The sequence below is a fragment of the Peribacillus tepidiphilus genome, assembly GCF_009466385.1.
Lineage (GTDB): Bacteria > Bacillota > Bacilli > Bacillales > DSM-1321 > Bacillus_BN > Bacillus_BN tepidiphilus.
The window spans coordinates 1-22,737 of record NZ_WIAQ01000037.1 but is presented as its reverse complement, the minus strand read 5'-3'; the positions used below and the strand labels follow the sequence as shown (position 1 = coordinate 22,737).

General features: G+C 39.8%; 23 protein-coding genes, 1 other RNA gene and 2 pseudogenes. 20 read left to right on the top strand and 6 right to left on the bottom strand.

Annotated features, from left to right (window positions below):
- Window positions 1-212: 212 nt before the first annotated feature.
- From GD441_RS15245 to eno, 4 genes are all read left to right on the top strand, one after another.
- Window positions 213-1,394, top strand: a complete 1,182-nt coding sequence (locus GD441_RS15245) for a phosphoglycerate kinase (RefSeq protein ID WP_153127287.1) — start codon at window positions 213-215, stop codon at window positions 1,392-1,394.
- Window positions 1,395-1,474: 80 nt separating this feature from the next.
- The gene (gene tpiA / locus GD441_RS15240) at window positions 1,475-2,236 is read left to right on the top strand and encodes a triose-phosphate isomerase (protein WP_153127286.1); all 762 of its coding nucleotides are present in this window, start codon (window positions 1,475-1,477) and stop codon (window positions 2,234-2,236) included.
- Window positions 2,229-3,764, top strand: coding sequence for a 2,3-bisphosphoglycerate-independent phosphoglycerate mutase (gpmI, locus tag GD441_RS15235; RefSeq protein ID WP_153127285.1), 1,536 nt, complete (start codon window positions 2,229-2,231; stop codon window positions 3,762-3,764). The genes tpiA and gpmI overlap by 8 nt, the downstream gene beginning before the upstream one ends.
- Before the next feature lie 37 nt (window positions 3,765-3,801).
- Window positions 3,802-5,097: a phosphopyruvate hydratase gene (gene eno / locus GD441_RS15230; protein ID WP_153127284.1), complete on the top strand. Its 1,296-nt coding sequence runs from the start codon at window positions 3,802-3,804 to the stop codon at window positions 5,095-5,097.
- Between the two features lie 281 nt (window positions 5,098-5,378).
- Here eno and GD441_RS15225 read toward each other — a convergent pair whose 3' ends face one another.
- The gene (locus GD441_RS15225; RefSeq protein WP_153127283.1) at window positions 5,379-5,927 is read right to left on the bottom strand and encodes a hypothetical protein; all 549 of its coding nucleotides are present in this window, start codon (window positions 5,925-5,927) and stop codon (window positions 5,379-5,381) included.
- 169 nt (window positions 5,928-6,096) lie between these two features.
- On the opposite strand from GD441_RS15225, the gene secG reads away from it, so the two are divergent.
- The 7 genes from secG to ssrA all read left to right on the top strand — a co-directional run bounded on the left by secG (window position 6,097) and on the right by ssrA (window position 11,494).
- On the top strand, window positions 6,097-6,330 hold the full coding sequence (gene secG, locus GD441_RS15220; RefSeq protein ID WP_153127282.1) for a preprotein translocase subunit SecG: 234 nt from the start codon (window positions 6,097-6,099) through the stop codon (window positions 6,328-6,330).
- A 293-nt stretch (window positions 6,331-6,623) separates the two neighbouring features.
- Window positions 6,624-7,370, top strand: coding sequence for an alpha/beta hydrolase (locus GD441_RS15215; RefSeq protein ID WP_153127281.1), 747 nt, complete (start codon window positions 6,624-6,626; stop codon window positions 7,368-7,370).
- A gap of 27 nt (window positions 7,371-7,397) precedes the next feature.
- A complete protein-coding gene (gene rnr, locus GD441_RS15210) occupies window positions 7,398-9,743 on the top strand; it encodes a ribonuclease R (protein ID WP_153127280.1) in 2,346 nt (781 codons plus the stop codon).
- Window positions 9,744-9,834: 91 nt separating this feature from the next.
- The gene (locus GD441_RS15205; protein WP_153127279.1) at window positions 9,835-9,981 is read left to right on the top strand and encodes a hypothetical protein; all 147 of its coding nucleotides are present in this window, start codon (window positions 9,835-9,837) and stop codon (window positions 9,979-9,981) included.
- Window positions 9,982-10,037: 56 nt separating this feature from the next.
- Window positions 10,038-10,166 (top strand): hypothetical protein, encoded by a 129-nt coding sequence (locus GD441_RS17510; RefSeq protein ID WP_263862461.1) that lies wholly within the window; start codon window positions 10,038-10,040, stop codon window positions 10,164-10,166.
- Window positions 10,167-10,535: 369 nt separating this feature from the next.
- Window positions 10,536-11,003, top strand: a complete 468-nt coding sequence (gene smpB, locus GD441_RS15200; RefSeq protein WP_153127278.1) for an SsrA-binding protein SmpB — start codon at window positions 10,536-10,538, stop codon at window positions 11,001-11,003.
- 138 nt (window positions 11,004-11,141) lie between these two features.
- Window positions 11,142-11,494, top strand: a transfer-messenger RNA (tmRNA) gene (gene ssrA / locus GD441_RS15195).
- 213 nt (window positions 11,495-11,707) lie between these two features.
- Here ssrA and GD441_RS15190 read toward each other — a convergent pair.
- Window positions 11,708-11,920 carry a DUF3006 domain-containing protein gene (locus tag GD441_RS15190; protein WP_153127277.1) on the bottom strand — a complete coding sequence of 71 codons (213 nt, stop codon included), beginning with the start codon at window positions 11,918-11,920 and terminating at the stop codon, window positions 11,708-11,710.
- Between the two features lie 52 nt (window positions 11,921-11,972).
- On the opposite strand from GD441_RS15190, the pseudogene GD441_RS15185 reads away from it, so the two are divergent.
- The 7 genes and pseudogenes from GD441_RS15185 to GD441_RS15155 all read left to right on the top strand — a co-directional run.
- Window positions 11,973-12,200: pseudogene (locus tag GD441_RS15185) on the top strand (VOC family protein); the annotation flags it as partial.
- 62 nt (window positions 12,201-12,262) lie between these two features.
- Window positions 12,263-12,808, top strand: coding sequence for a short-chain dehydrogenase (locus tag GD441_RS15180; RefSeq protein ID WP_153127276.1), 546 nt, complete (start codon window positions 12,263-12,265; stop codon window positions 12,806-12,808).
- A 415-nt stretch (window positions 12,809-13,223) separates the two neighbouring features.
- Window positions 13,224-13,640: an RrF2 family transcriptional regulator gene (locus GD441_RS15175; protein ID WP_153127275.1), complete on the top strand. Its 417-nt coding sequence runs from the start codon at window positions 13,224-13,226 to the stop codon at window positions 13,638-13,640.
- Between the two features lie 220 nt (window positions 13,641-13,860).
- Window positions 13,861-14,654 (top strand): annotated as a pseudogene (locus GD441_RS15170) (MnmA/TRMU family protein).
- 145 nt (window positions 14,655-14,799) lie between these two features.
- Entirely contained in the window at window positions 14,800-15,744 is a 945-nt protein-coding gene (locus tag GD441_RS15165; protein WP_153127274.1) for an LLM class oxidoreductase, read from the top strand.
- 45 nt (window positions 15,745-15,789) lie between these two features.
- A complete protein-coding gene (locus tag GD441_RS15160; RefSeq protein WP_153127273.1) occupies window positions 15,790-16,434 on the top strand; it encodes an SDR family oxidoreductase in 645 nt (214 codons plus the stop codon).
- A gap of 57 nt (window positions 16,435-16,491) precedes the next feature.
- A complete protein-coding gene (locus GD441_RS15155) occupies window positions 16,492-16,764 on the top strand; it encodes a hypothetical protein (protein ID WP_225434261.1) in 273 nt (90 codons plus the stop codon).
- A gap of 151 nt (window positions 16,765-16,915) precedes the next feature.
- On the opposite strand, the gene GD441_RS15150 is transcribed toward GD441_RS15155, so the two are convergent.
- From GD441_RS15150 to GD441_RS15140, 3 genes are read right to left on the bottom strand one after another with little or no spacing between them, the layout of a single operon-like run.
- On the bottom strand, window positions 16,916-18,052 hold the full coding sequence (locus GD441_RS15150; protein WP_153127272.1) for a Ger(x)C family spore germination protein: 1,137 nt from the start codon (window positions 18,050-18,052) through the stop codon (window positions 16,916-16,918).
- Window positions 18,036-19,145: a GerAB/ArcD/ProY family transporter gene (locus GD441_RS15145; protein ID WP_153127271.1), complete on the bottom strand. Its 1,110-nt coding sequence runs from the start codon at window positions 19,143-19,145 to the stop codon at window positions 18,036-18,038. Before GD441_RS15145 ends, GD441_RS15150 begins: the two co-directional genes overlap by 17 nt.
- Window positions 19,142-20,680, bottom strand: a complete 1,539-nt coding sequence (locus GD441_RS15140) for a spore germination protein (RefSeq protein ID WP_153127270.1) — start codon at window positions 20,678-20,680, stop codon at window positions 19,142-19,144. Before GD441_RS15140 ends, GD441_RS15145 begins: the two co-directional genes overlap by 4 nt.
- Before the next feature lie 278 nt (window positions 20,681-20,958).
- Here GD441_RS15140 and GD441_RS15135 point away from each other — a divergent pair, with 278 nt between their 5' ends.
- Both GD441_RS15135 and GD441_RS15130 read left to right on the top strand, forming a co-directional pair.
- Window positions 20,959-21,618 carry a GntR family transcriptional regulator gene (locus tag GD441_RS15135; protein WP_153127288.1) on the top strand — a complete coding sequence of 220 codons (660 nt, stop codon included), beginning with the start codon at window positions 20,959-20,961 and terminating at the stop codon, window positions 21,616-21,618.
- Window positions 21,615-22,241, top strand: coding sequence for a sterol desaturase family protein (locus GD441_RS15130; RefSeq protein ID WP_153127269.1), 627 nt, complete (start codon window positions 21,615-21,617; stop codon window positions 22,239-22,241). Before GD441_RS15135 ends, GD441_RS15130 begins: the two co-directional genes overlap by 4 nt.
- Window positions 22,242-22,359: 118 nt before the next feature.
- Here the strand turns inward: GD441_RS15130 and GD441_RS15125 are convergent.
- Window positions 22,360-22,737 (bottom strand): amino acid ABC transporter ATP-binding protein (locus GD441_RS15125; protein WP_153127268.1); only part of this gene is annotated, 378 nt, incomplete at its 5' end.

The following is a 22,737-nucleotide window of genomic DNA, read 5'->3' as shown; positions in this document are numbered from 1 at the left end:
CTATTGGAGTCACCGAGGGTTAAGAAGTCTAACTGAAAGGTATCAGACTCTACGTCATACTTAATTGAACCGCCGTATACCGAACGGTACGTACGGTGGTGTGAGAGGTCGGGGGTTAGTCACCCCCTCCTACTCGATTGGCTTATAGTAGCCAAAACTCCGTTATTTAAATTGATTCAACCTTGATGAAGAAAAAGGAGGTCCTTTGACCAATGAACAAGAAATCGATTAAAGACATTGATGTAAAAGGAAAGCGCGTATTTTGTCGTGTAGACTTTAACGTTCCTATGCAAGATGGACAAGTGACAGACGATACGCGGATCCGTGCTGCGCTTCCTACGATCCAATATTTAATGGAGCAAGGAGCTAAAGTCATCTTGGCAAGTCACTTAGGCCGTCCAAAAGGTCAAGTGAAAGAGGAATTACGTTTAACTCCTGTAGCGAAAAGATTAAGTGAGCTATTAGGTAAGGAAGTAGCAAAAGCTGATGAGGCTTACGGAGATTCCGTAAAGGAGCAAATTGAGAAATTGAACGAAGGCGATGTTTTATTGCTAGAAAATGTTCGTTTCTATCCTGGTGAAGAGAAAAATGATCCAGAATTGGCGAAAGCCTTTGCGGAACTTGCAGATATTTACGTGAACGATGCGTTTGGTGCTGCACACCGTGCCCATGCTTCTACTGAAGGAATTGCCAAACATCTACCTGCTGTTTCAGGCTTTTTAATGCAAAAAGAGTTAGATGTATTGGGCAAGGCTCTTTCAAATCCTGATCGACCTTTTACAGCAATTATTGGCGGTGCAAAGGTTAAAGATAAAATTGGTGTCATTGAAAACCTTCTTGATAAGGTAGATCATTTAATTATTGGCGGAGGCTTGGCTTACACATTCATTAAAGCTAAGGGCTATGAGATCGGTAAATCATTGTTAGAAGAAGACAAAATTGAATTGGCAAAATCCTTTATGGAAAAAGCAAAAGAAAAAGGCGTTCAGTTCCATATGCCTATTGATGCAGTTGTTGCAACAGAATTTTCTCCTGATGCTGAATCGAAGGTAGTGGATATTGATTCCATTCCATCTGATTGGGAAGCTCTTGATATCGGTCCAAAAACACGTGAGCTTTACGCGGATATCATTAAGAAATCCAAGCTTGTGATTTGGAACGGACCAATGGGAGTGTTTGAGTTCGATCAATTTGCAGGTGGAACAAAGGCTGTAGCTGAAGCTCTTGCTGAATCTGATGCCTACAGCGTAATTGGTGGTGGAGACTCCGCGGCTGCTGTTGAAAAGTTCAACTTGGCAGATAAGATGTCTCATATTTCCACTGGTGGTGGTGCTTCCTTAGAATTTATGGAAGGTAAAGCATTGCCAGGCGTCGTGGCTTTAAACGATAAATAAGCACGCTTTATCTGGAGTTAAATTCCTTTTGGCCCTTTAAAGCGTTGGGGGTTAGACCCCTTTTAGAAAGGATGGTTAAGATGCGCAAACCGATTATTGCGGGTAACTGGAAGATGCATAAAACCTTGTCTGAAGCGAAAAGCTTTCTGGAAGAGGTAAAAAAGCAGGTTCCTTCTAAGGATCAGATGGATTCTGTTATTTGTGCGCCTGCTTTATTTTTAGAGCAGCTTGTGACAGCCGCTAAAGATTCTGATGTAAAAATCGGTGCTCAAAATATGCATTTTGAGGATAGCGGTGCGTTTACAGGGGAAATTAGTCCGGCAGCACTTGCAGATTTAGGTGTGGATTATGTAATCCTCGGACACTCTGAAAGAAGAGAAATGTTCAACGAAACAGATGAATCTGTCAATAAAAAGGTTCATGCTGCCTTTAAGCATAACCTCATTCCAATTGTTTGCTGTGGAGAGACGTTAGAAGAGCGTGAAAGCGGGAAAACAAATGACCTTGTAGGGGCTCAAATCGAAAAGGCTCTTCAAGGCTTGACTCCTGACCAAGCAAAACAAACAGTCATCGCTTATGAGCCAATTTGGGCGATTGGAACAGGAAAATCTTCAACAGCCGAGGATGCTAATGAAGTGTGCGCTCATATTCGTTCTGTTGTAGCGAAGCAATTCTCTCAAGATGTTGCAGATGCGATCCGTATCCAATATGGTGGAAGCGTAAAGCCTGCTAACATTAAAGAGTATATGGCACAGCCGGATATTGACGGTGCATTGGTTGGCGGAGCTAGCTTAGAGCCTCAATCGTTCCTACAATTATTGGAGGCTGGTCGATATGAGTAAAGCACCTGTAGCCTTAATTATTTTAGATGGCTTTGCACTTCGAGATACAAAAGAAGGAAATGCCGTTGCCCAGGCGAAAAAGCCAAATTTTGATCGTTATTGGAATGAGTTTCCTCATGCTACTTTGAAAGCGAGCGGCGAGGCTGTTGGTCTTCCTGAAGGCCAAATGGGGAACTCTGAAGTAGGACACCTGAACATCGGTGCTGGCCGTATTGTTTACCAAAGCTTAACTCGTGTAAACATTGCGATCCGTGAAGGAGAATTTGAAAAAAATGAAACCTTCACTGCCGCAATGGATCATGTGAAAAAGAACGGTACAAATCTTCATATCTTTGGTCTTTTATCAGATGGCGGTGTACACAGTCATATTGATCACTTGTATGCATTATTACGTCTTGCTGCAAAAGAAGGCGTGAAAAATGTATATGTCCATGCTTTTCTAGATGGTCGTGATGTTGGTCCTCAAACGGCAAAACGCTATATTCAAGAAGCTGAAGAAAAAATGAAAGAATATGGTGTTGGTAAATTTGCTACGATTTCAGGCCGCTACTACAGCATGGACCGCGACAAGCGTTGGGAAAGAGTTGAGAAATCCTACCGTGCGATGGTATATGGAGAAGGTCCTTCCTATACAAACGCAATGGAGTGTGTGGAAGACTCTTACAAAAACGGAATCTATGATGAATTCGTCATCCCTTCCGTTATTACAGATGAAAATGGAGAGCCTGTTTCAACCATTAAAGATCACGATGCGGTCATTTTCTACAATTTCCGTCCTGACCGTGCTATTCAAATATCCAACACGTTTACAAATGAGGATTTTCGTTCGTTTGATAGAGGTCCTAAAGCTCCAAAGGACTTATTCTTTGTGTGCTTGACGCATTTCTCTGAAACAGTCAAAGGCTACGTTGCGTTTAAGCCTACAAACCTTGATAATACTCTTGGAGAAGTTTTATCTCAAAACGGTTTAAAGCAGCTCCGTATTGCAGAGACGGAAAAATATCCTCACGTAACGTTCTTCATGAGCGGTGGTCGTGAAGAGAAGTTCCCGGGTGAAGAAAGAATTTTAATTGATTCCCCGAAGGTTGCTACTTATGATTTAAAGCCTGAAATGAGCGCTTATGAAGTAACGGATGCATTAATAAAAGAAATCGAAGCCGATAAATTCGACGCGATTATTTTAAACTATGCGAATCCGGACATGGTTGGTCACTCTGGCATGCTTGAACCAACTATCAAAGCGGTGGAAGCTGTTGACGAATGCTTAGGAAAAGTCGTGGACCTGATCCTTTCAAAAGGTGGAAAGGCGATCATAACAGCAGACCACGGAAATGCGGATGAAGTTGTGACGCTTGAAGGAAAACCAATGACTGCTCATACAACAAATCCGGTTCCGGTTATTGTTACACAAAAAGGCATTGAGCTTCGTGAAGACGGAATCCTAGGGGATCTTGCTCCAACAATGCTGGATTTACTCAATATACAAAAGCCTAAAGAAATGACAGGAAATACACTAATCAAACACTAATCAAATCATTTTATATATAAAAGGAGAGATTTTTGCTATGCCATACATTCAATACGTATACGCTCGTGAAGTTCTTGATTCCCGCGGTAATCCAACTGTAGAAGTAGAAGTAATGACAGAGTCCGGCTTCTTTGGACGCGCTCTAGTACCATCTGGTGCTTCTACTGGTGAATATGAAGCAGTTGAACTTCGTGACGGTGACAAATCCCGTTACCTTGGAAAAGGTGTTCAAAAAGCGGTAGACAACGTAAACAACATCATTGCTGAAGCAATTATCGGTATGGACGTTACTGACCAAGTCGGTATCGACCGTACTATGATTGAATTAGACGGAACTGAAAACAAAAGTAAATTAGGGGCAAATGCAATTCTTGGCGTTTCTATGGCGGTTGCTCATGCTGCTGCTGACTCTGTTGGCCTTCCATTATACCGTTACCTTGGAGGATTCAACGCTAAGCAGCTTCCAACACCAATGATGAACATCATTAACGGTGGATCTCACGCTGACAACAACGTGGACTTCCAAGAGTTCATGATTATGCCTGTTGGTGCTCCTACTTTCAAAGAAGCAATCCGTATGGGTGCTGAAGTATTCCACAGCTTAAAGAAAGTATTAAGCGCAAGAGGCTTAAACACAGCTGTTGGTGATGAAGGTGGATTTGCTCCAAACCTAGGTTCTAACCGTGAAGCTTTAGAAGTCATTATGGAAGCGATTCGTGCTGCTGGCTATGAACCAGGAAAAGACGTTTACCTTGCAATGGACGTTGCTTCTTCTGAGTTCTACAACAAAGAAACTGGCAAATATGACCTTGCAGGTGAAGGCCGCACTGGTTTAACTTCTGAAGATATGGTTAACTTATATGAAGAACTTGTTAACGAATTCCCAATCATCTCTATTGAAGATGGTTTAGATGAAAACGACTGGGAAGGCCACAAGCTTTTAACAGAACGTCTTGGTAAAAAAGTTCAGCTTGTTGGTGACGACTTATTCGTTACAAATACGAAGAAGCTTGCACAAGGTATTGAGCAAGGTGTAGGAAACTCCATTCTAATCAAAGTAAACCAAATCGGTACATTAACTGAAACATTTGACGCAATCGAAATGGCGAAGCGTGCTGGCTACACAGCTGTTGTATCTCACCGCTCTGGTGAAACAGAAGATGCAACAATCGCTGACATCGCTGTGGCTACAAACGCTGGTCAAATCAAAACAGGTTCTATGTCTCGTACAGACCGTATCGCGAAATACAACCAATTACTTCGCATCGAAGACGAGCTTGGCGATTTAGCAATCTATGATGGCTTAAAATCTTTCTACAACTTGAAAAAGTAATGTAGATAAAAATGAAGGGCGCTCCGAAATGTAATTCGGGGCGCCTTTATTGTTTAACAAGTATTGCGTGGTTATCGTTATTTTTTGCACGGGTTGAATTCATTCGAGAATGGGTTGAATTATTTGAAAAACGGGTTGAATTATTTAGAATTCGGGTTGAATTATTTGGAGAACGGGTTGAATTATTTAGAATTCGGGTTGAATTATGTACATTGTACCCAAATGAAAAGAAAAACCTAGCTAAAAGTGCCGTGATATAACAAACTTTGAGTCAGCTAATGTTATCGATTCTTATAATCCCGCATTAATTCCATTTGAAATTTTTCAAGAAAAACCCCGATGAGCATGCCCATGACGATAAATGGATAATATTCTTGAACAGCAATCATTTGGGCATTAGAGCTCCAAAAGGCTTTGAAAAAGCTTGTATATTGGCTCATTTGTAGGGTGGCAAAGAAAACTAATAGATGTAAGGTTAGCCATACAAGTGATAAAGTGCTTGTACCAAAGCGGGCAGCTGCAGCTACTAATCCAATCAGAATTGTTATACCTATTAATCCGTATATGCTGGAAGGGATTAAAGAAAATTTTACTGAAAACTCTTCTGAAGTTTTGGCGAATAGAATGGCAAAGAATAATGTACTAAAAAAATACGCGAAAAAAATAATTGGACGATTGTATTTGTACTTTGAAATCCATAATAGAAGTGTTGAAGTCAACATCACGGATAATTCGAGCCATGCTCCTTCATAAATCCAAAGAGCCATTGCGCCAAAGAGTGCGAAAAGGATATTGAATAGATCCATTTTACGGATGATGCTTAAATACAATTTAATCCCCTCCTTTTCTTGGCATATTTTCATTATACCCCATTTCATTTTAGGAAATCTTCTAAGATGTGTTTTGTAGAATAGCACCACATTGAAACAAGCATTGTAGAATTGGCAATTATGTGGTACATTAAAAATAATGTTTACAGATTTCAGGAGGTGGAACTGCGTGCACACATTTCTAGTAGTTCTTCTTGTACTTGTTTGTATTGCACTTATCGTTTGCGTATTGCTTCAATCAGGAAAAAGTGCCGGTCTTTCCGGTGCCATCTCTGGCGGTGCAGAGCAGCTTTTTGGTAAGCAAAAAGCCCGTGGTATCGACCTTGTTCTTCATAGAGCAACGATTGTCCTATCCGTACTTTTCTTTGTTTTAACGATTGCTTTAACGTATTTTGAACTTTAAGAATAGTTGAATACGCAACCACGATTACAAACTAAAACCGGGGATCATTCCGGTTTTTTTATTTTTTTACATACCTTTGTAAATAAATGAACAATAATAGAACATTCAAATAGATTTATCTAGTCATTTTTGGTTAAATAGAGGGTGTGCTAAATGATTGTACGAAAAAACGTTTGATTATGTTTTTTGATAGTCGTAAAAAGATTAATTTGGAGCTTATGAATAAACAATAGTAAAAAAAGTATTATTGCTCGATCCATCAAGATAATCATCAGTGAAAGGAGTAAAGAAACATGAAAATAAAGCAGCCGCAGCCATTTACATTTGAAGGAGGGAAGCGAGCTGTCCTTTTATTGCACGGATTTACTGGCAATTCTGCTGACGTAAGAATGTTAGGCCGTTACTTAGAAGCAAGAGGCTATACTTGTCATGCTCCCATCTATAAAGGCCATGGAGTGCCTCCAGAGGAGCTTGTTCATACCGGTCCAAAAAATTGGTGGAAGGACGTTATGATGGCCTATGATTTCTTAAAGCGTAAAGGTCATGAAGAAATTGCAGCTGTTGGTCTTTCGCTTGGTGGCGTATTTTCGCTTAAATTAGGTTACACTGTACCTATAAAGGGCATTGTACCCATGTGTGCACCGATGTATATTAAGAGCGAAGAGGTCATGTATAAAGGAGTTTTGGAATACGCCAGAGAATATAAAAAGAGAGAAGGAAAGAGCGAGGAGCAAATCGAGCAGGAAATGGAGCAGTTTGTAAAGACTCCGATGAACACGCTTAAAGCTCTCCAGGATTTGATTTCTGACGTGCGAAACAACGTGAAGAGAATTACATCTCCAACTTTTGTTGTACAGGCGAGACATGACAACATGATCAATACGGACAGCGCCAATATTATTTATAATGAAGTGAATACAGATTTAAAGGAAATCAAATGGTACGAGGAGTCCGGTCACGTTATCACGCTTGACAAAGAACGTGATCAGCTTCATGAGGATGTGTATCAATTTTTAGAAAAGCTAGACTGGAAGGAATAGCTTTTACCCTCTAAGGGAGGTTTTAGTATGGATGAAAATGTCCGTTACCATATGGACAGGCTTCTTGAATATATGAGAAAAGAAGCGTATAAGCCTTTAACAGTACAGGAATTGGAGGAAGCTCTCGGTATTAAGGATTCCTCTGAATTCAAAGACTTCGTTAAAGCTTTGGTAAAAATGGAAGACAAGGGTCTTGTCGTCCGCACAAGAAGCAATCGATATGGCTTACCTGAAAAAATGAATTTAGTTCGTGGAAAATTAACGGCCCATGCAAAGGGTTTTGCCTTTGTAACGCCCGAAGAGCCGGGTATGGATGATATTTTCATCCCTCCGACTGAAACGAAGAATGCGATGCACGGTGATATCGTGCTTGTTCGTATTTCTAGTGAAAAATCAGGTGCACGTCGGGAAGGCAGCGTAGAAAAAATTATTGAGCGCGGTGTGACAGAAATCGTCGGCACTTATGTCGAAAGCAAGCACTTCGGTTTTGTCATCCCAGACGATAAAAAAATCGTAAATGATATTTTTATTCCAAAATCTGCTTCTATGGGTGCTGTTGAAGGACATAAAGTGGTTGTTCGATTAACGTCTTATCCAGAAGGCAGGGTTAGTGCGGAAGGAGAAGTGATCCAAATACTCGGACATAAAAATGATCCGGGTGTTGATATACTGTCGATTATCCATCAGCACGGACTTCCGCTTGAGTTTCCAGAGGATGTACTAGAGCAAGCGAAGCAAACTCCTGACAGCATCGATGAAAGTGAAATTCAGAATCGCCGCGACCTTCGTGATGAAATGATTGTCACGATTGACGGGGCCGATGCAAAGGATTTGGATGACGCTGTAACAGTCCGAAAGCTGGACAATGGAAACTATAAGCTTGGCGTACATATTGCCGATGTAAGCTATTATGTGAAGGAAGGCTCACCCATTGATCGGGAGGCATATGAGCGCGGAACAAGCGTTTATTTAGTCGACCGCGTCATTCCGATGATCCCTCACCGATTATCCAACGGAATATGCTCGTTAAATCCAAAGGTGGACCGATTAACCCTTTCATGTGAAATGGAAATTGACGAAGACGGACAAGTTGTAAATCATGAAATTTACCAAAGTGTCATTAAAACGACAGAGCGGATGACCTATTCGGATGTAAATAAAATATTAGTCGACAAGGACGAAGAGCTTCGTAAACGCTATGAACCTCTTGTGCCAATGTTTGAGGAAATGGAAAAGCTAGCCTCCATTCTCCGTGCGAAGCGCATGAAACGAGGCGCTATCGACTTTGATTTCAAAGAAGCGAAAGTGCTTGTTGATGAAGAAGGTAAGCCAATTGACGTTGTACTCCGTGAACGTTCGGTTGCCGAGCGCCTCATCGAGGAATTTATGCTTGTTGCTAATGAAACGGTTGCTGAGCATTTTCACTGGATGGATGTTCCTTTCATTTACCGAATTCACGAAGATCCGAAAGAAGACAAGCTACAACGTTTCTTTGAGTTTATTACAAACTTCGGTTACGTTGTAAAAGGGACAGCTAACTCCGTTCACCCTCGCGCTCTTCAGGAAATCATTGAAGCGGTAGAAGGGAAGCCGGAGGAAATGGTTATTTCAACCGTGATGCTTCGTTCGATGCAGCAGGCAAAATATAATCCGGAAAGCTTAGGTCACTTTGGATTGTCAACGGATTTCTATACACATTTCACTTCTCCAATTCGGCGTTATCCGGATTTAATCGTACACCGTTTGATCCGAACCTATCTAATTGAAGGAAAATTAGATCAAGCAACTCGTGAAAAATGGGATGCGTTATTGCCAGAAATTGCAGATCATACATCGAATCGTGAACGCCGAGCAGTCGATGCCGAACGTGAAACGGATGATCTGAAAAAAGCTGAATTCATGCTCGATAAAATCGGACAGGAATTCGACGGAATCATTAGCTCTGTTACGAATTTCGGTATGTTTGTTGAACTTCCAAATACGATTGAAGGTCTTGTTCATGTCAGTGTAATGAACGATGATTATTATCGTTTTGATGAGCGCCATTTAGCGATGATTGGTGAACGTACCGGCAAAGTATTCAGAATTGGCGACGAGATTACAGTGCGTGTAATCAATGTCAATAAAGACGAACGAGCGATTGATTTTGAAGTGGCTGGCATGAAAAACAACCGCCGCCGTGAAAGTCACGAAACAAAGGTGTTTAAGGCTTCACCGGGTAAAAACAAACGCCGAGGAAAAGATTCAGACAGAGGGAATTCTCGTGGCGGAAGAAAAGGTAGTTCTGGAAAATCTTCAGAAAGCACGTCTCGCAAAAAGAAAAAGTTCTTCGAAAATGTACCGAAGAACAAACGTAAGAAAAAACGCCGGTAACGATGGCATACTAAATTGGATGCCTGTAGATTGTATAATCATCCAGACAGATTGAAAAATACTTGTCAGTCGGACTATCATTTGATAGTGAATGGAAACTGGTCGTGAATCCGAAATATCAGTTGATCGGAACAAAATATCGGTCGTCAATCGAATATATCGGTCATCAGAAGTAAAATATCGGTCGTCAGGGATAAAATATCGGTCGTCAATTGAATATATCGGTCATCAGGGATAAAATATCGGTCGTCAATTGAATATATCGGTCATCAGGGATAAAATATCGGTCGTCAATTGAATATATCGGTCATCAGGAACAAAATATCGGTTGTCAATCGAATATATCGGTCATCAGAAGTAATATATCGGTCATCAGAAACAAAATATCGGTCGTCAATCGAATATATCGGTCATCAGGGATAAAATATCGGTCGTCAATTGAATATATCGGTCATCAGGAACAAAATATCGGTCGTCAATTGAATATATCGGTCGTCAGGGATAAAATATCGGTCGTCAATCGAATATATCGGTCATCAGAAGTAAAAAATCGGTCGTCATCTCGATATATTGGTCATTAGGAGCAATATATCGGCCTTTATACCGATATCTCAGCCGTCACCGAGGAATGAACACAATCGTAGCGGAGATACCTAGAGGTAATGAGCACCGAGGGTAAGGTTTATGACGAAGAAAAAGCATTTGTGGATCGTCTTGTGGGTACTCAAATTGGGTGCCCGGTCCATTCAATCACTTTTTAGATAGAACAGTAATTGAAGGGGGAGTAGTTTTATGCCAAAAGGTGAAGGAAAACAAATCGCCCAAAATAAAAAAGCATATCATGATTATTTTATAGAAGAAACATATGAAGCGGGAATCGTGCTCCAGGGAACAGAAATTAAATCCATCCGTGCAGGAAGAGTTAATTTGAAGGATTCCTATGCCCGCATCCATAATGGAGAAATATTCCTATATAATATGCATATCAGTCCATATGAGCAAGGAAACCGCTACAATCATGATCCGTTGAGAACAAGAAAGTTGCTGCTTCACCGCAGAGAAATTAATAAACTTATCGGAGAAACAAAAGAACAGGGCTATACGTTGGTTCCTTTAAAAGTTTATTTGAAAAATGGATTTGCTAAGGTTTTAATAGGTCTAGCTAAAGGTAAAAAGCAATATGATAAGCGTGAGGACTTGAAAAAGAAAGAAGCCAAACGTGAAATCGAGCGTGCTTTCCGTGAGAGACAAAAGATGTAGGTGGATTTGGTGGTTCTTACAGTAACTTACAATTGCATATTACGATAAATATGCTATAATAACCATTGTAGATGACAATTGAATACGCACAGCAATATAGCTTTGCTATTCATCATCCTATCGTTCCATTTTTGACATGGGGACGTTACGGATTCGACAGGGATAGTTCGAGCTTAAGTTGCGAGTCGAGGGGGTCGGCCTCGTAAAAACGCCAACGCCAATAACTGGCAAAGAAAATTACGCTTTAGCTGCCTAATATAGCGTAGCTGTTCGCCCCTGCATCGCCCATGTGCTAGGGTAGCGGACTCAAACTGAGTGGGCTACGCCGGATTCCGCCGTCTGAGGATGAAGGAAGAGAACAATCAGACTAGCTGCTCCGACGCCTGTCGATAGGCATAAGAGTATGCGAAACGCGAATATATCGACTACACTCGTAGAAGCTTAAGTGGCGATATTTCTGGACGTGGGTTCGACTCCCACCGTCTCCACCAACAACATACATAAAAATTTGGTGGATAAATATGTGACGTAAAGCATAATTTTGCCGTTTTGGCAGAGATATGCTTAAATAAACTTCTGGAAAAATAATACTTAAATAAAATTTATGCTCGAGCATTTATTGATTAATTTACCAAATTGTCTTGTTATATTACTAAAAGAAGCCAAGAAATAATATTGGCTTCTTTTGCTTATTACAATATTTACTAATCTTCCCATACATCAGCCATTAAGTCTTCAATTTCTTTTTTTAGTTTGTCTGTTTCATCTTTTAATACAATAACTTTGTCAGCTTCAATTTGTACAACATCTCCTGCAACTACTTCAGGAGGAAAGATGGTCTTAGGGAAATCCTTCATTTCTCCATCCATTTCTACTACAACCAATTCCTCTTCAAAACGGTCGATAATTCCCTTCATTTTAGTTTTTAGAGAAACTTTTTTGCCATCGCTTGTAATCAGCTATGAAGATATGCTGAATGCACGAGAATGGCTTCTTGCTAAGGGGATAAGTCCTAGGTCCGCTTTTGGACTCGAACCGGTGGAACCAATGGTTCAAACGTGGACACCTACCGCAAATCTTTACTTTTATGATCCAGATGGTAACTCTTTGGAATTTTTGTGCTTACTTCCTGAAAAGAAAAAGGTTAGTAAAGACGTAATGCATTTAAGTGAATGGGAACAGATTAGCTCGGAATGAAATAGATGATATAAAAAATGGGAGGAAAATAGAAGTTTTTATTCTAAAGGATGTGAAATTAAGTGCATGCATTAGTTATAGGTGGTACAGGGATGCTATCAAAAATTTCATTATGGTTAGTTAATGAGGGTTATCATGTTTCAGTGATTGGACGCAATCCTGAACGTATGAATCAATTAATAAATTTATCAAAGGAAAAATCTCAATTTACGCCATTGCTCATTGATTATTGTCAGGATATTCAATTAAGAGAGCAACTAAAAAGGACAATTAAAAAGAGCGGTCCAATTAATTTAGTTGTTGCATGGATCCATTCAGCGGGGAAAAATGTTTTAAATGTAGTTTCACAAGAACTTTCAAGTGATAAGAATTCATGGAGACTGTTCCATGTGCTAGGTAGCAGTTCAGACTTAAATGAAGTCAAGAATAAAACAAAAGTAGTGCCCAGCTGCCTGTATCACCAAATTCAACTAGGATTTATTATTGAAAATGGTCATTCTAGATGGTTAACTAACGATGAAATTTGTGATGGAATTAAAGACGCCATTGTTAATGATAAACTATTAAAGATCGTTGGAACTCTTGAACCGTGGGAAAAACGCCCTTAAAACATAAAAAGGTATAGATAAATATAGGAAATTATCCAAGATTTCCAGATTGTGCTGCCAAAAAAGATAGCATTTTTTTTCGACTAGAGGGTGCAAATCAAATTTAAATATGAATTCGACTTTTTCAGGTAGAAAATCTTTAGTGTACAAAATTTCCGATATGTAGGCTGTACCTATTAATTAATAGTTAAGATAATTATGAATTCCTTTCATCTTTTTCCTAACCTATAAAATTAAATGACCAAATTAAAATAAACTTGGTCATTTTGTAGGAGGATCTTGTATGAGGCTGAAAAAGTTAGCACCCTTCATTTTATCTTTCTGTCTACAAACCCTTGACTCAATCAGACATTATTTACAAGTTGACAATACAAACTGTAATAATTATTATTACATTTAGGAGGAAGGTTTAATAATGAATAGCGATTTTTCGATTGCCGTTCACTGTGTTGCTTATTTAGCTAAACATCAAAACCAACGAGTAACCAGTGAAGACATCGCTCAAAGTGTTTCTGTCCACCCAGTAAGGTTGAGGAAAATTTTAAGTATATTAAGGAAAGAAAATATTATTGCTTCTAAAGAAGGGGCAAAAGGTGGATTCTCTTTAAACGATCAACCTGAATGTATTACGTTAGACAAAATATTTAAAATCACTAGTCAGGAAACGCTTGTACCAAAATGCCCCGACTCTAATGAGAATTGCGTAATAGGTAAACACCTATCAGATATACTCATTCACATTTTTCAAAATGCTGAGGAGCACTTTTTAAACTATTTAAAAGGTGTGACGATTCAAGACATTATGGATCAAATCAATTATGCAGATTGTTGACAAACGTTCGCATTCATCGCCACGAACCCATTCCATTTAGGGCACTCCGCTCCTCGAACGGGTTCGTTCCTTGACTGACAAGCGTTTTTAATCAGTCTGATTGTCCGTGAAATATACTTTGTCTACACTTTACATCATTGATCAAAACAATAATTGCATGATTATTTTTTTTAAATATAACTGTAATAAAAAACATTTCAGTTAAAAGGGGTGAATAAGGTTGAAGAAAAAACGAGTTGTCGTCGGAATGTCTGGTGGGGTGGATTCCTCTGTGGCTGCTTACCTTCTTAAAAAAGAAGGGTACGATGTCATTGGTGTATTTATGAAAAATTGGGATGATATCGATGATGATGGTGTATGTACGGCAGCGGAAGATTATGAAGACGTTGTGAGGGTAGCGAATCAACTAGGTATTCCCTATTATAGTGTGAACTTTGAAAAAGAATATTGGGACCGTGTATTTACGTACTTCATGGATGAGTTGAAAAAAGGTCGAACACCTAATCCAGATGTACTATGTAATACGGAAATTAAATTTAAAGCATTCGTTGACTACGTTCACTCGATGGGGAAGTGTTAGGTACCCATGATGGGTTAATGTATTACACAATTGGCCAACGAAAAGGACTTGGCATCGGTGGCAAAGGAACAGGTGAACCTTGGTATGTTGTCGATAAAGATTTAGAAAACAATGTTTTACTCGTCGCTCAAGGAAAAAACCATCCCGCATTGTTCTCCACCGGTCTTATTGCATCTAACCTTAACTTTATAAATGGGGATGGTCGCTCAGGTACGTTTGTATGTACAGCTAAATTTCGTTATCGTCAAGAAGATCAAAAGGTACGTGCCCATATTCGTCCGGATGGAACGGTCTTTGTGGAATTCGAAAAACCAATTAAAGCCGTTACTCCGGGACAAGTAGCGGTATTTTATGATGATGAGATTTGTCTTGGTAGTGCCATTATTGACAAAGTGATCAAAGATGATGCGGCCATTGCCATTGTCGCATCGTAAAAACATATTGTTGTTTGCAAAATATAAATATTAATCATATCAGCGTATATGTTTCTGTTAGATCCGGAAGAGGCAGGGCATATTTATTTTTAAATGGAGCCATTCTTTTATATAGGGCTTATCTTTTCTTAGGGAGTGGTGAAAAATGGAGAAATATAAAAACCATAAAGGCTTTTCACGCATGTATCAAGAAAACAAACTGACTTTAGGGTTGTTCTTTCCAATTGAATCGTATATGGGAGACATCCCTGAAATGAATATAGAAAAACAAATGAAATTAGCAAAACGAGCAGAAGAGCTCAATTTCGCTTCATTATTTGTGAGAGATGTACCATTGCGCGATCCCCATTTCGGTGATGTCGGGCAAATGTATGATCCATTTACGTATTTAGGGTTTGTTGCTGCTAACACAGAAAAAATTGCTTTAGGAACTGGGAGTATTATTTTAACGTTGCGTCATCCTCTTCATGTCGCAAAAGCTGCAGCTTCTGTGGACAGATTATCCGGTGAAAGACTCATTCTTGGTGTCGCAACAGGTGATCGTCCAATCGAGTTTCCAGCATTCTCTGTGAATCCAGAAAATCGTGGCGAATTATTTCGAGAAGCAGTGGATGTAATGAGAAAAGCATGGAAAGAGCATTTTCCTACTATTGACTCTGCACGAGTACATCTGACAGGCGGAGATCTTTTACCGAAACCGAAATTGTCAAGTTTACCATTAATGGTGACAGGTCATAGTGGACAGTCTCCTGAATGGATTGCAGAACATAGTGATGGTTGGATTTATTATCCACGAGGACTCAAATTTCAAAAATCATTAATCGACAATTGGCGTTCGCTAACAGAGGAATTTAAGCCATTTACCCAATCGCTTTATATTGATTTAGCGGAAGATCCAAATCATCTGCCAATACCGATTCATCTTGGATTTCGTACAGGAAGAAATTTCGTTATCGAATTTCTTGAAGCGTTACAAAATGCAGGTGTGAACCATGTCATCATCAACTTAAAATATGGCCAACGCCCAGTAGAAGAAGTAATTGAAGAATTAGGTGAATATGTAGTTCCACATTTTCCGGCTTTATCATGATGAAAAATAACTTACATTCATCAAAATTAGAAAGGACGGATCGGGATGAAAGTTTTGGTCATTGGAGCCAATGGACAAGTAGGACAACAAGTGGTAAACATGCTTCATGAGCATGACAAACACACTGTCCGTGCGATGGTTCGAAAGCAAGAGCAATGGGAGGCTTTTCAGAAAAAAGGCATTGAATCTGTACTAGCTGATCTTGAAGGTACTGTTGATGAGATTGCCGAAGCAGCCAAAGGATGTGATGCGATCGTATTCTCTGCTGGTTCAGGAGGACACACAGGTGCAGATAAAACATTGCTTGTCGATTTAGACGGTGCTGTAAAAGCAATGGAGGCTGCAGAAAAAGTCGGAATTAAACGATTTGTCATGGTAAGCTCATTCCAAGCCCACAACCGTGAAAACTGGCCGGAAAACCTTAAACCTTATTATGTAGCCAAGCATTATGCTGACCGCATGTTAATGAATAGCAGATTAAATTATACGATTATTCGTCCTGGTTATCTTCGTAGTGAAAAAGGCACAGGGTTGGTTACCGCAGCAGAGAACTTACATGGTGGGAGCATTTCACGTGAAGATGTAGCAAGAACAATCGTTCATTCTCTTGATGAACCAAATACGTATAAAAAAGCATTCGATTTAATGTCAGGGGATACAGAGATTGCTGAAGCGCTAAAATCGCTGTAATGAACCGCAGTTGATGGAACAAATCTATCAGCTACGCTTAAAGCGGTATCTCCTTACTTGAAACAAGTGAACCTTTCTGGTAGTAGACGCAATCCGCACGGTTTTGGTGGAGTGGCAACAATCGAGCCTTTGGACGTCGGGGAGTTAGATAATTTTGCATTACTTGGGCAGTTAAAAAAGATTGGGTATAACGGAATGATTGGTTACCTTGGTTGGGATGAAGGTGGCGACGCTTACAGTAAGCTAAGTCGTACACTCAAAGCGTTCCGTGATATGGAGCGTAGACTTGAGGCACACCCACATTGGGCGGATTTAAAATTAACTCCATAATAGTAGTCGAACAATAAAGTTCAACTGAAAATAAGGGGAAGCCGATGTAAAAATTAACCAAAAGTAAATTAACAAGAAAAAATAGGAGGGAGCCCAAAAGATCATTACATTAATGACCTTTTGGGCTCCCTCCTATTAATATCCTTTTACTTTATTCAGTAGCTCCATATGTCTTAATTTCTACGGTTGGCGTGACCTTAACGGTCGCCCGTGAAAATTCGTCTGGCCAGCGATTCTCAACCTTTTTCCACTGCTTATATTGAAAAGCACGCGCATACGACCCAAATCCAACTGGATCAAGCTGCTTTTTCTGTATTTTTTGAATGAATTCAGTGAATTCTTTTTCGAGTTGATCCGTAATGATCGCAGCAAGCTGCTTCTGCTTTTTTTCCATATCTATTTCAAATGTACGTTCCTCTAAAGAGACTTCGAGATTCATTTTTACATCAAATGAAAAATGGTTCTTCTCATAATCGGTCGAAATACTTCGGTTTAGCCCATAGATATTCATTGTTACAAAGTCTGTCCCTTTTATATCTTTGCGAACATTCAGGCGTTTCAATGACTGAGACGGGATAGAGAGGCTAAATGATATCGGCGGTTTCGCCTTTTCTTGCAGCATAAGAAGCAGCTCGGTTTCTCGACGGTTCAATGACATCATATATTTTCCTCTCTTATCTAAAAGTGCAGAACCAGTCACATCAATTGTATTCTTTCCTTTTTTTATTTCTGAAACGGCAGGCGTCATCCCCTTATCGAATAGCTGCGTATGAAGTCGCTGCGCTGTAGTAAAAGTTGTATTATTTTCCCTTTTTCCTACATCGATTACATTTATTATGTACATAGGAAGGCTAGGTTTATCGGTAAATTCACTGTTTACAATGGAAGAAACTGATTCCTTTGCAACGACCATGCGCATATTCCCTGTATTTTTGGGATCTCGATAGATAACGTCCAGATAGGGGAGGAGGCTTTCTTTTTTCAGCAGCTGCTCGCTAAAGATCATCACCTGCAGTTTCCCTTGCGCAATCACCCCGTTACTCATACTGTTAAACACCTCCTTCGCCTGTCTGAATGTATGCACTTTTGCTTGATACACTTCGTATTTTTTTTGCGCATCCATATCAAAAACAGGACTTACCTGATAGGCAATGATCTTATCATCTTCACCCAAATCAAAACCATAGACTAAGGATAGAGTGGTTTTCTCCACTTCAAGCCGATCTCCGCATGCCGAAATGAGGAGAAGCCAAAAGCATACAAGGATGAATTTACCCCACTTTATCATGCATCTTCCTCCTTTTCCAATGCGTATAAACCGTTACATAGAAAAGAAACACAATGGGAAAAGCATAGACGATGAAGTAAGTCCCTCGCTCCCACCATTTTTTCAATAATTGAAGCTCCTCAAAGGACGGCCTATAAAAGAAGGAGACCATCACAAAGAGCGGAAGCAAAAGGAACGGCAGCTGCCAGTCCTTTTTATTAAACAGCTGTGAAAGGTGATCCGTCACAAAAAAAAGGTAGGGAATCACAGAGGTTGAAAAAACCAAAATGTAAAATGAAACATAGATAATCTCCATTCGTTCGAGAAATGAAAAACTAATAGGTTTCACAAGAGTAAGTGTAGGCCATAAAAATTTAGTGATTTCATCTGGGCTAAAATAAGCAAAACAGCCTAATGTAATCTGGAGATAAACAAGCATGGTAATAATATTGGCAATCACAATCCCTTTGGCTGCAGATTTTTTATTTTGCAGATAAGGATAGAAGAGAAACGCCATTTCAAATCCAAGAAAGGCCAGAATGGTGGTCTTAACTGTAATAAGAATGGGCATCCATCCTTCCTTCAAAATAGGCAGTAAATAAATCCAGTGGCTTTCCTTAAGTGGTAGGAGTAGTAGGATTGGCAGCAAAAGAGTCATGAAAAAGACAATCTCAGCATAACCCGCAATGATTTGCACACCGCCGCGCATAATCATGTAGGTTGGAATGATGAGAAGTGCCACAAAAAAATAACTGGAAGTGTTAGGTAAAACCCATGATTGAAGAATAACTAGAGAAACAAAAAGAACGATTGTGCCAGAGAATAAAGCGTATAAAATCCAAATCACCATCACGGATTTTCCAATCCATTTTCCCAAATATCGTGTCAGCAGCTCAAGCATTGTATCTCCAGGATGCTTTGCCATTAGATGAACAATACAGAGACTAACAGCCATTGCCAGTACGCACCCAATAATAATCGAGATCCACCCATCCGTGCTTGCAGTTTTTGCTAACTCCGCCGGAAGAGTCAAGATGCTAGTTCCTACCTGGGTACCATTAATCACTAGAATATACTGAAGTAATGTGATTTCATTCTTAATGAGCTTGTTCATTGATCCTCCTTGTCCTTTTTATTATTCCCTTGCCGCTGCAACTGGCTAGGTCGAACCGATAAGGGGCGCTTCTTTAACATCGATATCGGTAAACGAATAAATGTATCCTTCATATCCGAAAAAAGCATCGGTGATATGGGGGAGGTATACGGTACCCCAAGGGATGTTAAAGTGAGGAGACGTGCGATAAGCACCATCGTTCCAGCTATGATCCCCGCCATGCCAAAAATATAGGCTATGAGCATCATCGGAAAGCGAATCAGCCGAATCCCTGTTGACATTTCTAGATTCGGGATAATAAAAGAAGCAATCGCTGTAACAGCCACGACAATGACCATAATATTGCTTACAATTCCGGCCTCAACCGCTGCCTGGCCAATGACAATCCCACCGACAACGCCAATCGTTTGGCCGATAGGCGCTGGGAGCCGGATTGCAGCTTCTCTGAGCATCTCGAGTACAAGTTCCATGAACAGCGCTTCTATTAGGGGCGGAAACGGAATCCTCTCCCGTGATTGTGCGATCCATAAAAGTAATTGAAGCGGCATCACTTCAAAATGAAAGGAAATCATCGCGATGTAGAGAGCAGGTGTAAAAATTGCAATGAAAAATGCAGAGAAACGCAAGAAACGGATAAACGAAGCGATAATCCATCTCAAATTATAATCATCCACCGTTTGAAAAAAAGCAGTAAACGTCATCGGCCCAATGAGAACACCCGGCGAACGATCCACAACGACAGCTGCGCGCCCCTGAAGGAGATGAGAAGCTGCTGTATCGGGCCGCTGCGTCTCAGAAAATTGAGGAAAAATGCTAAAGGGATTATCTGCAATGAGCGACTCCAGTTCGCCGGAATTAAGAACGGTATCGATGTCAATCTTCGTGATTCTACTCTCAATTTGTTGGATCGTCTCTGGACTCACAACATCTGCCAAGTAAAGGAGCGAAACTTTCACACTTCCTCGCTCCCCGACCGTGAATTCTTTCACTTTTAATTCACGGCTTGGGATATAGCGGCGAATCATGGCAATATTCTGACTGGCTGTTTCAATAAACCCTAAATGTGAGCTTTTGATCGATGATTCTACTTGCGGCTCCTCAATCGCCCGCTGCGGCCAGCTTTGTGTTTCAAGTTCAAGGGCAGAGTCATGTCCATCCATAAACAGGATGCTTTTCCCAACAAGAATGGCCTGTTCAATTTCAGACCATTCCTGGATTCGTTTAATCTGTCCCAACGTTACATAAGATTCTAAAGAATCTTTTTCATTATATTCTCCATATATGAGCGGACGAAGAATATCCGTGTTAATGATCGTCTTGTCTACCAAGCCATTCAGATACACAAGAGCCGCCTGCTGCCCTGTTTTTAATGAAATCTTACGGATTGTAAGCTCGGGTATGCCGCTAAACAGCATGGATACTTGCTGAAGGTTTGTAGAGATAGAAGGAGCGATGATGCTGTTTAGGATACTATCAGCCTGCTTCTGATTTTGGAGAGCCTTAGAGTCCCTTAGCAAATAACGAAAAAAAGACATGCTTTCACCTTTATTCTAGATGCATTTTTATATCACTTATTATGAGACATTAGATAGAGCAATATACATGTATTTGGCTTTATAAGAGATTTATGTATTTGTTATGTATTCTTTGACCAGACCGTCTCAATAAAATATATAAAGTTTTTAGAATAATTTGACAAATATACTCATAAATCATAACATACTGGTAATACCACGCTGAAATGATGGTATTACCAAAATAGGGGGTGAAAGATACATTGAAGGAGCGTTCTACTGATTTGATCGAAAAAAAAATGATTCAATCCATATTAGAGGGTCAGTATAAAACAAATGAACCTCTGTTATCAGAAAGGGAATTGGCAACCTATTTCAACGTTGGAAGACCTACAGTAAGAGAGGTTTTACAGCGTTTAGAAAGAGATGGGTGGGTCACTATTCGCAAGGGTATGCCGGCTATTGTCAATGATTATTGGAAACACGGAAACTTAATGACCATTGTGAATATTCTTCGATGCCATGAAGAAATACCTGATGAATTTATTCATTATATGTTAGAGCTTCGAATCTCTCTAGCACCTACTTATGTAAAGGATGCAGTCATCCAACACCCTCTAAGAGTCATTTCCTTATTTGCCAATTTAGATGATTTACAAGACGATGCAAAAGCATACGCCATTTTTGACTGGGAGATCCAACAAAACTTAGCTCAACTGTCACCGAATCCAATTTACTTACTTATTATGAATAGTTTTAAAGATTTTTATATTCAAATGGCCCAAAAATATTTTCTTGAACCAGCACATCGAAAGATCACCAGAGATTATTATGACGATTTGTTGGATTCTATTTTAATTGGAGAGATCCATACAACGGAGCAAGTTACAAAAAACATAATGGAAAAAAGCTTGCTGCTTTGGAAAACAAAAGTGAATAAGGGGAGTGAAATAGGATGAGTAAGAGTTTGTACCGAGATTTTTTCTTGCATATTGATATGATCGTGATGTTTACGTTATTTATTGGGATTGCTAGTTTTGTGATTGGAAAAGGACTTACATGGTCATTGTTTTTATACTTTGCAATTGGCCTTGTCACGTTCATGTTTAGTGAATATATTACACACCGGTTCTTATTTCATATAAAAGCTCCTAAAAATGCTTTTCTTCTAAAAGTTTTAAAGCGCTTACATTATGATCATCATAAAGATCCTAATGATTTGAAGTTATTGTTTTTACCAATATGGTTCAGCATACCGAATCTTGCTGTTTTATCTTTGATCTTTTTTTTCATAACATCGACATTGATTGGAACGTTGGCGTTTAGTTTGGGACTGATTTTCATGCTGCTTGTATATGAATGGAAACATTATGTGGCTCATCGACCATTTAAAGTAAAATCAAAATTTGGACAGTGGTTGAAGAAGACGCATATTTTACATCATTATAAAAACGAAAATTACTGGTATGGAGTGTCCACACCCTTTATTGATGTGTTATTTGGTACGTTAAAGGATGCGAAAGAAGTAGAAACCAGTCAAACAGTAAAGGATTTAGAAGGCAGATCCCCTGTACATAAGTAGAATTCTGCCTTCTTTATTAGACTTAGGATATATCCCTCGACATTTTATGTGATCCTAAATATTTTCTAGTATTGTAAAATATCAGTTCACCGCAAGACACCTATAACTTTATGGATTATTATTTCAAACTGCGGTTTAAAAATGCTTTTGTTCGCTCGAAGCGAGGATTAGTAAACAATTCAGACGGATGACCAGATTCGATGATTTCCCCTTTGTCCATGAAAATGACCCGGTTTGCTACCTCCTTGGCGAACTCCATCTCATGTGTCACCACAATCATAGTCATGTGCTCTTCGGCCAGTTGCTTCATAACCTGCAATACTTCTCCTGTCAATTCTGGATCCAAAGCAGAAGTAGGCTCATCAAACAGCAGGATTTCGGGGTTCATCATGAGTGCTCGAGCAATGGCTACTCTTTGTTTTTGACCGCCCGAAAGCTTCGCTGGGTAAGCTGTCGCCCAATCAGAGAGCCCTATTTTATCTAGGAGCTCAGTGCT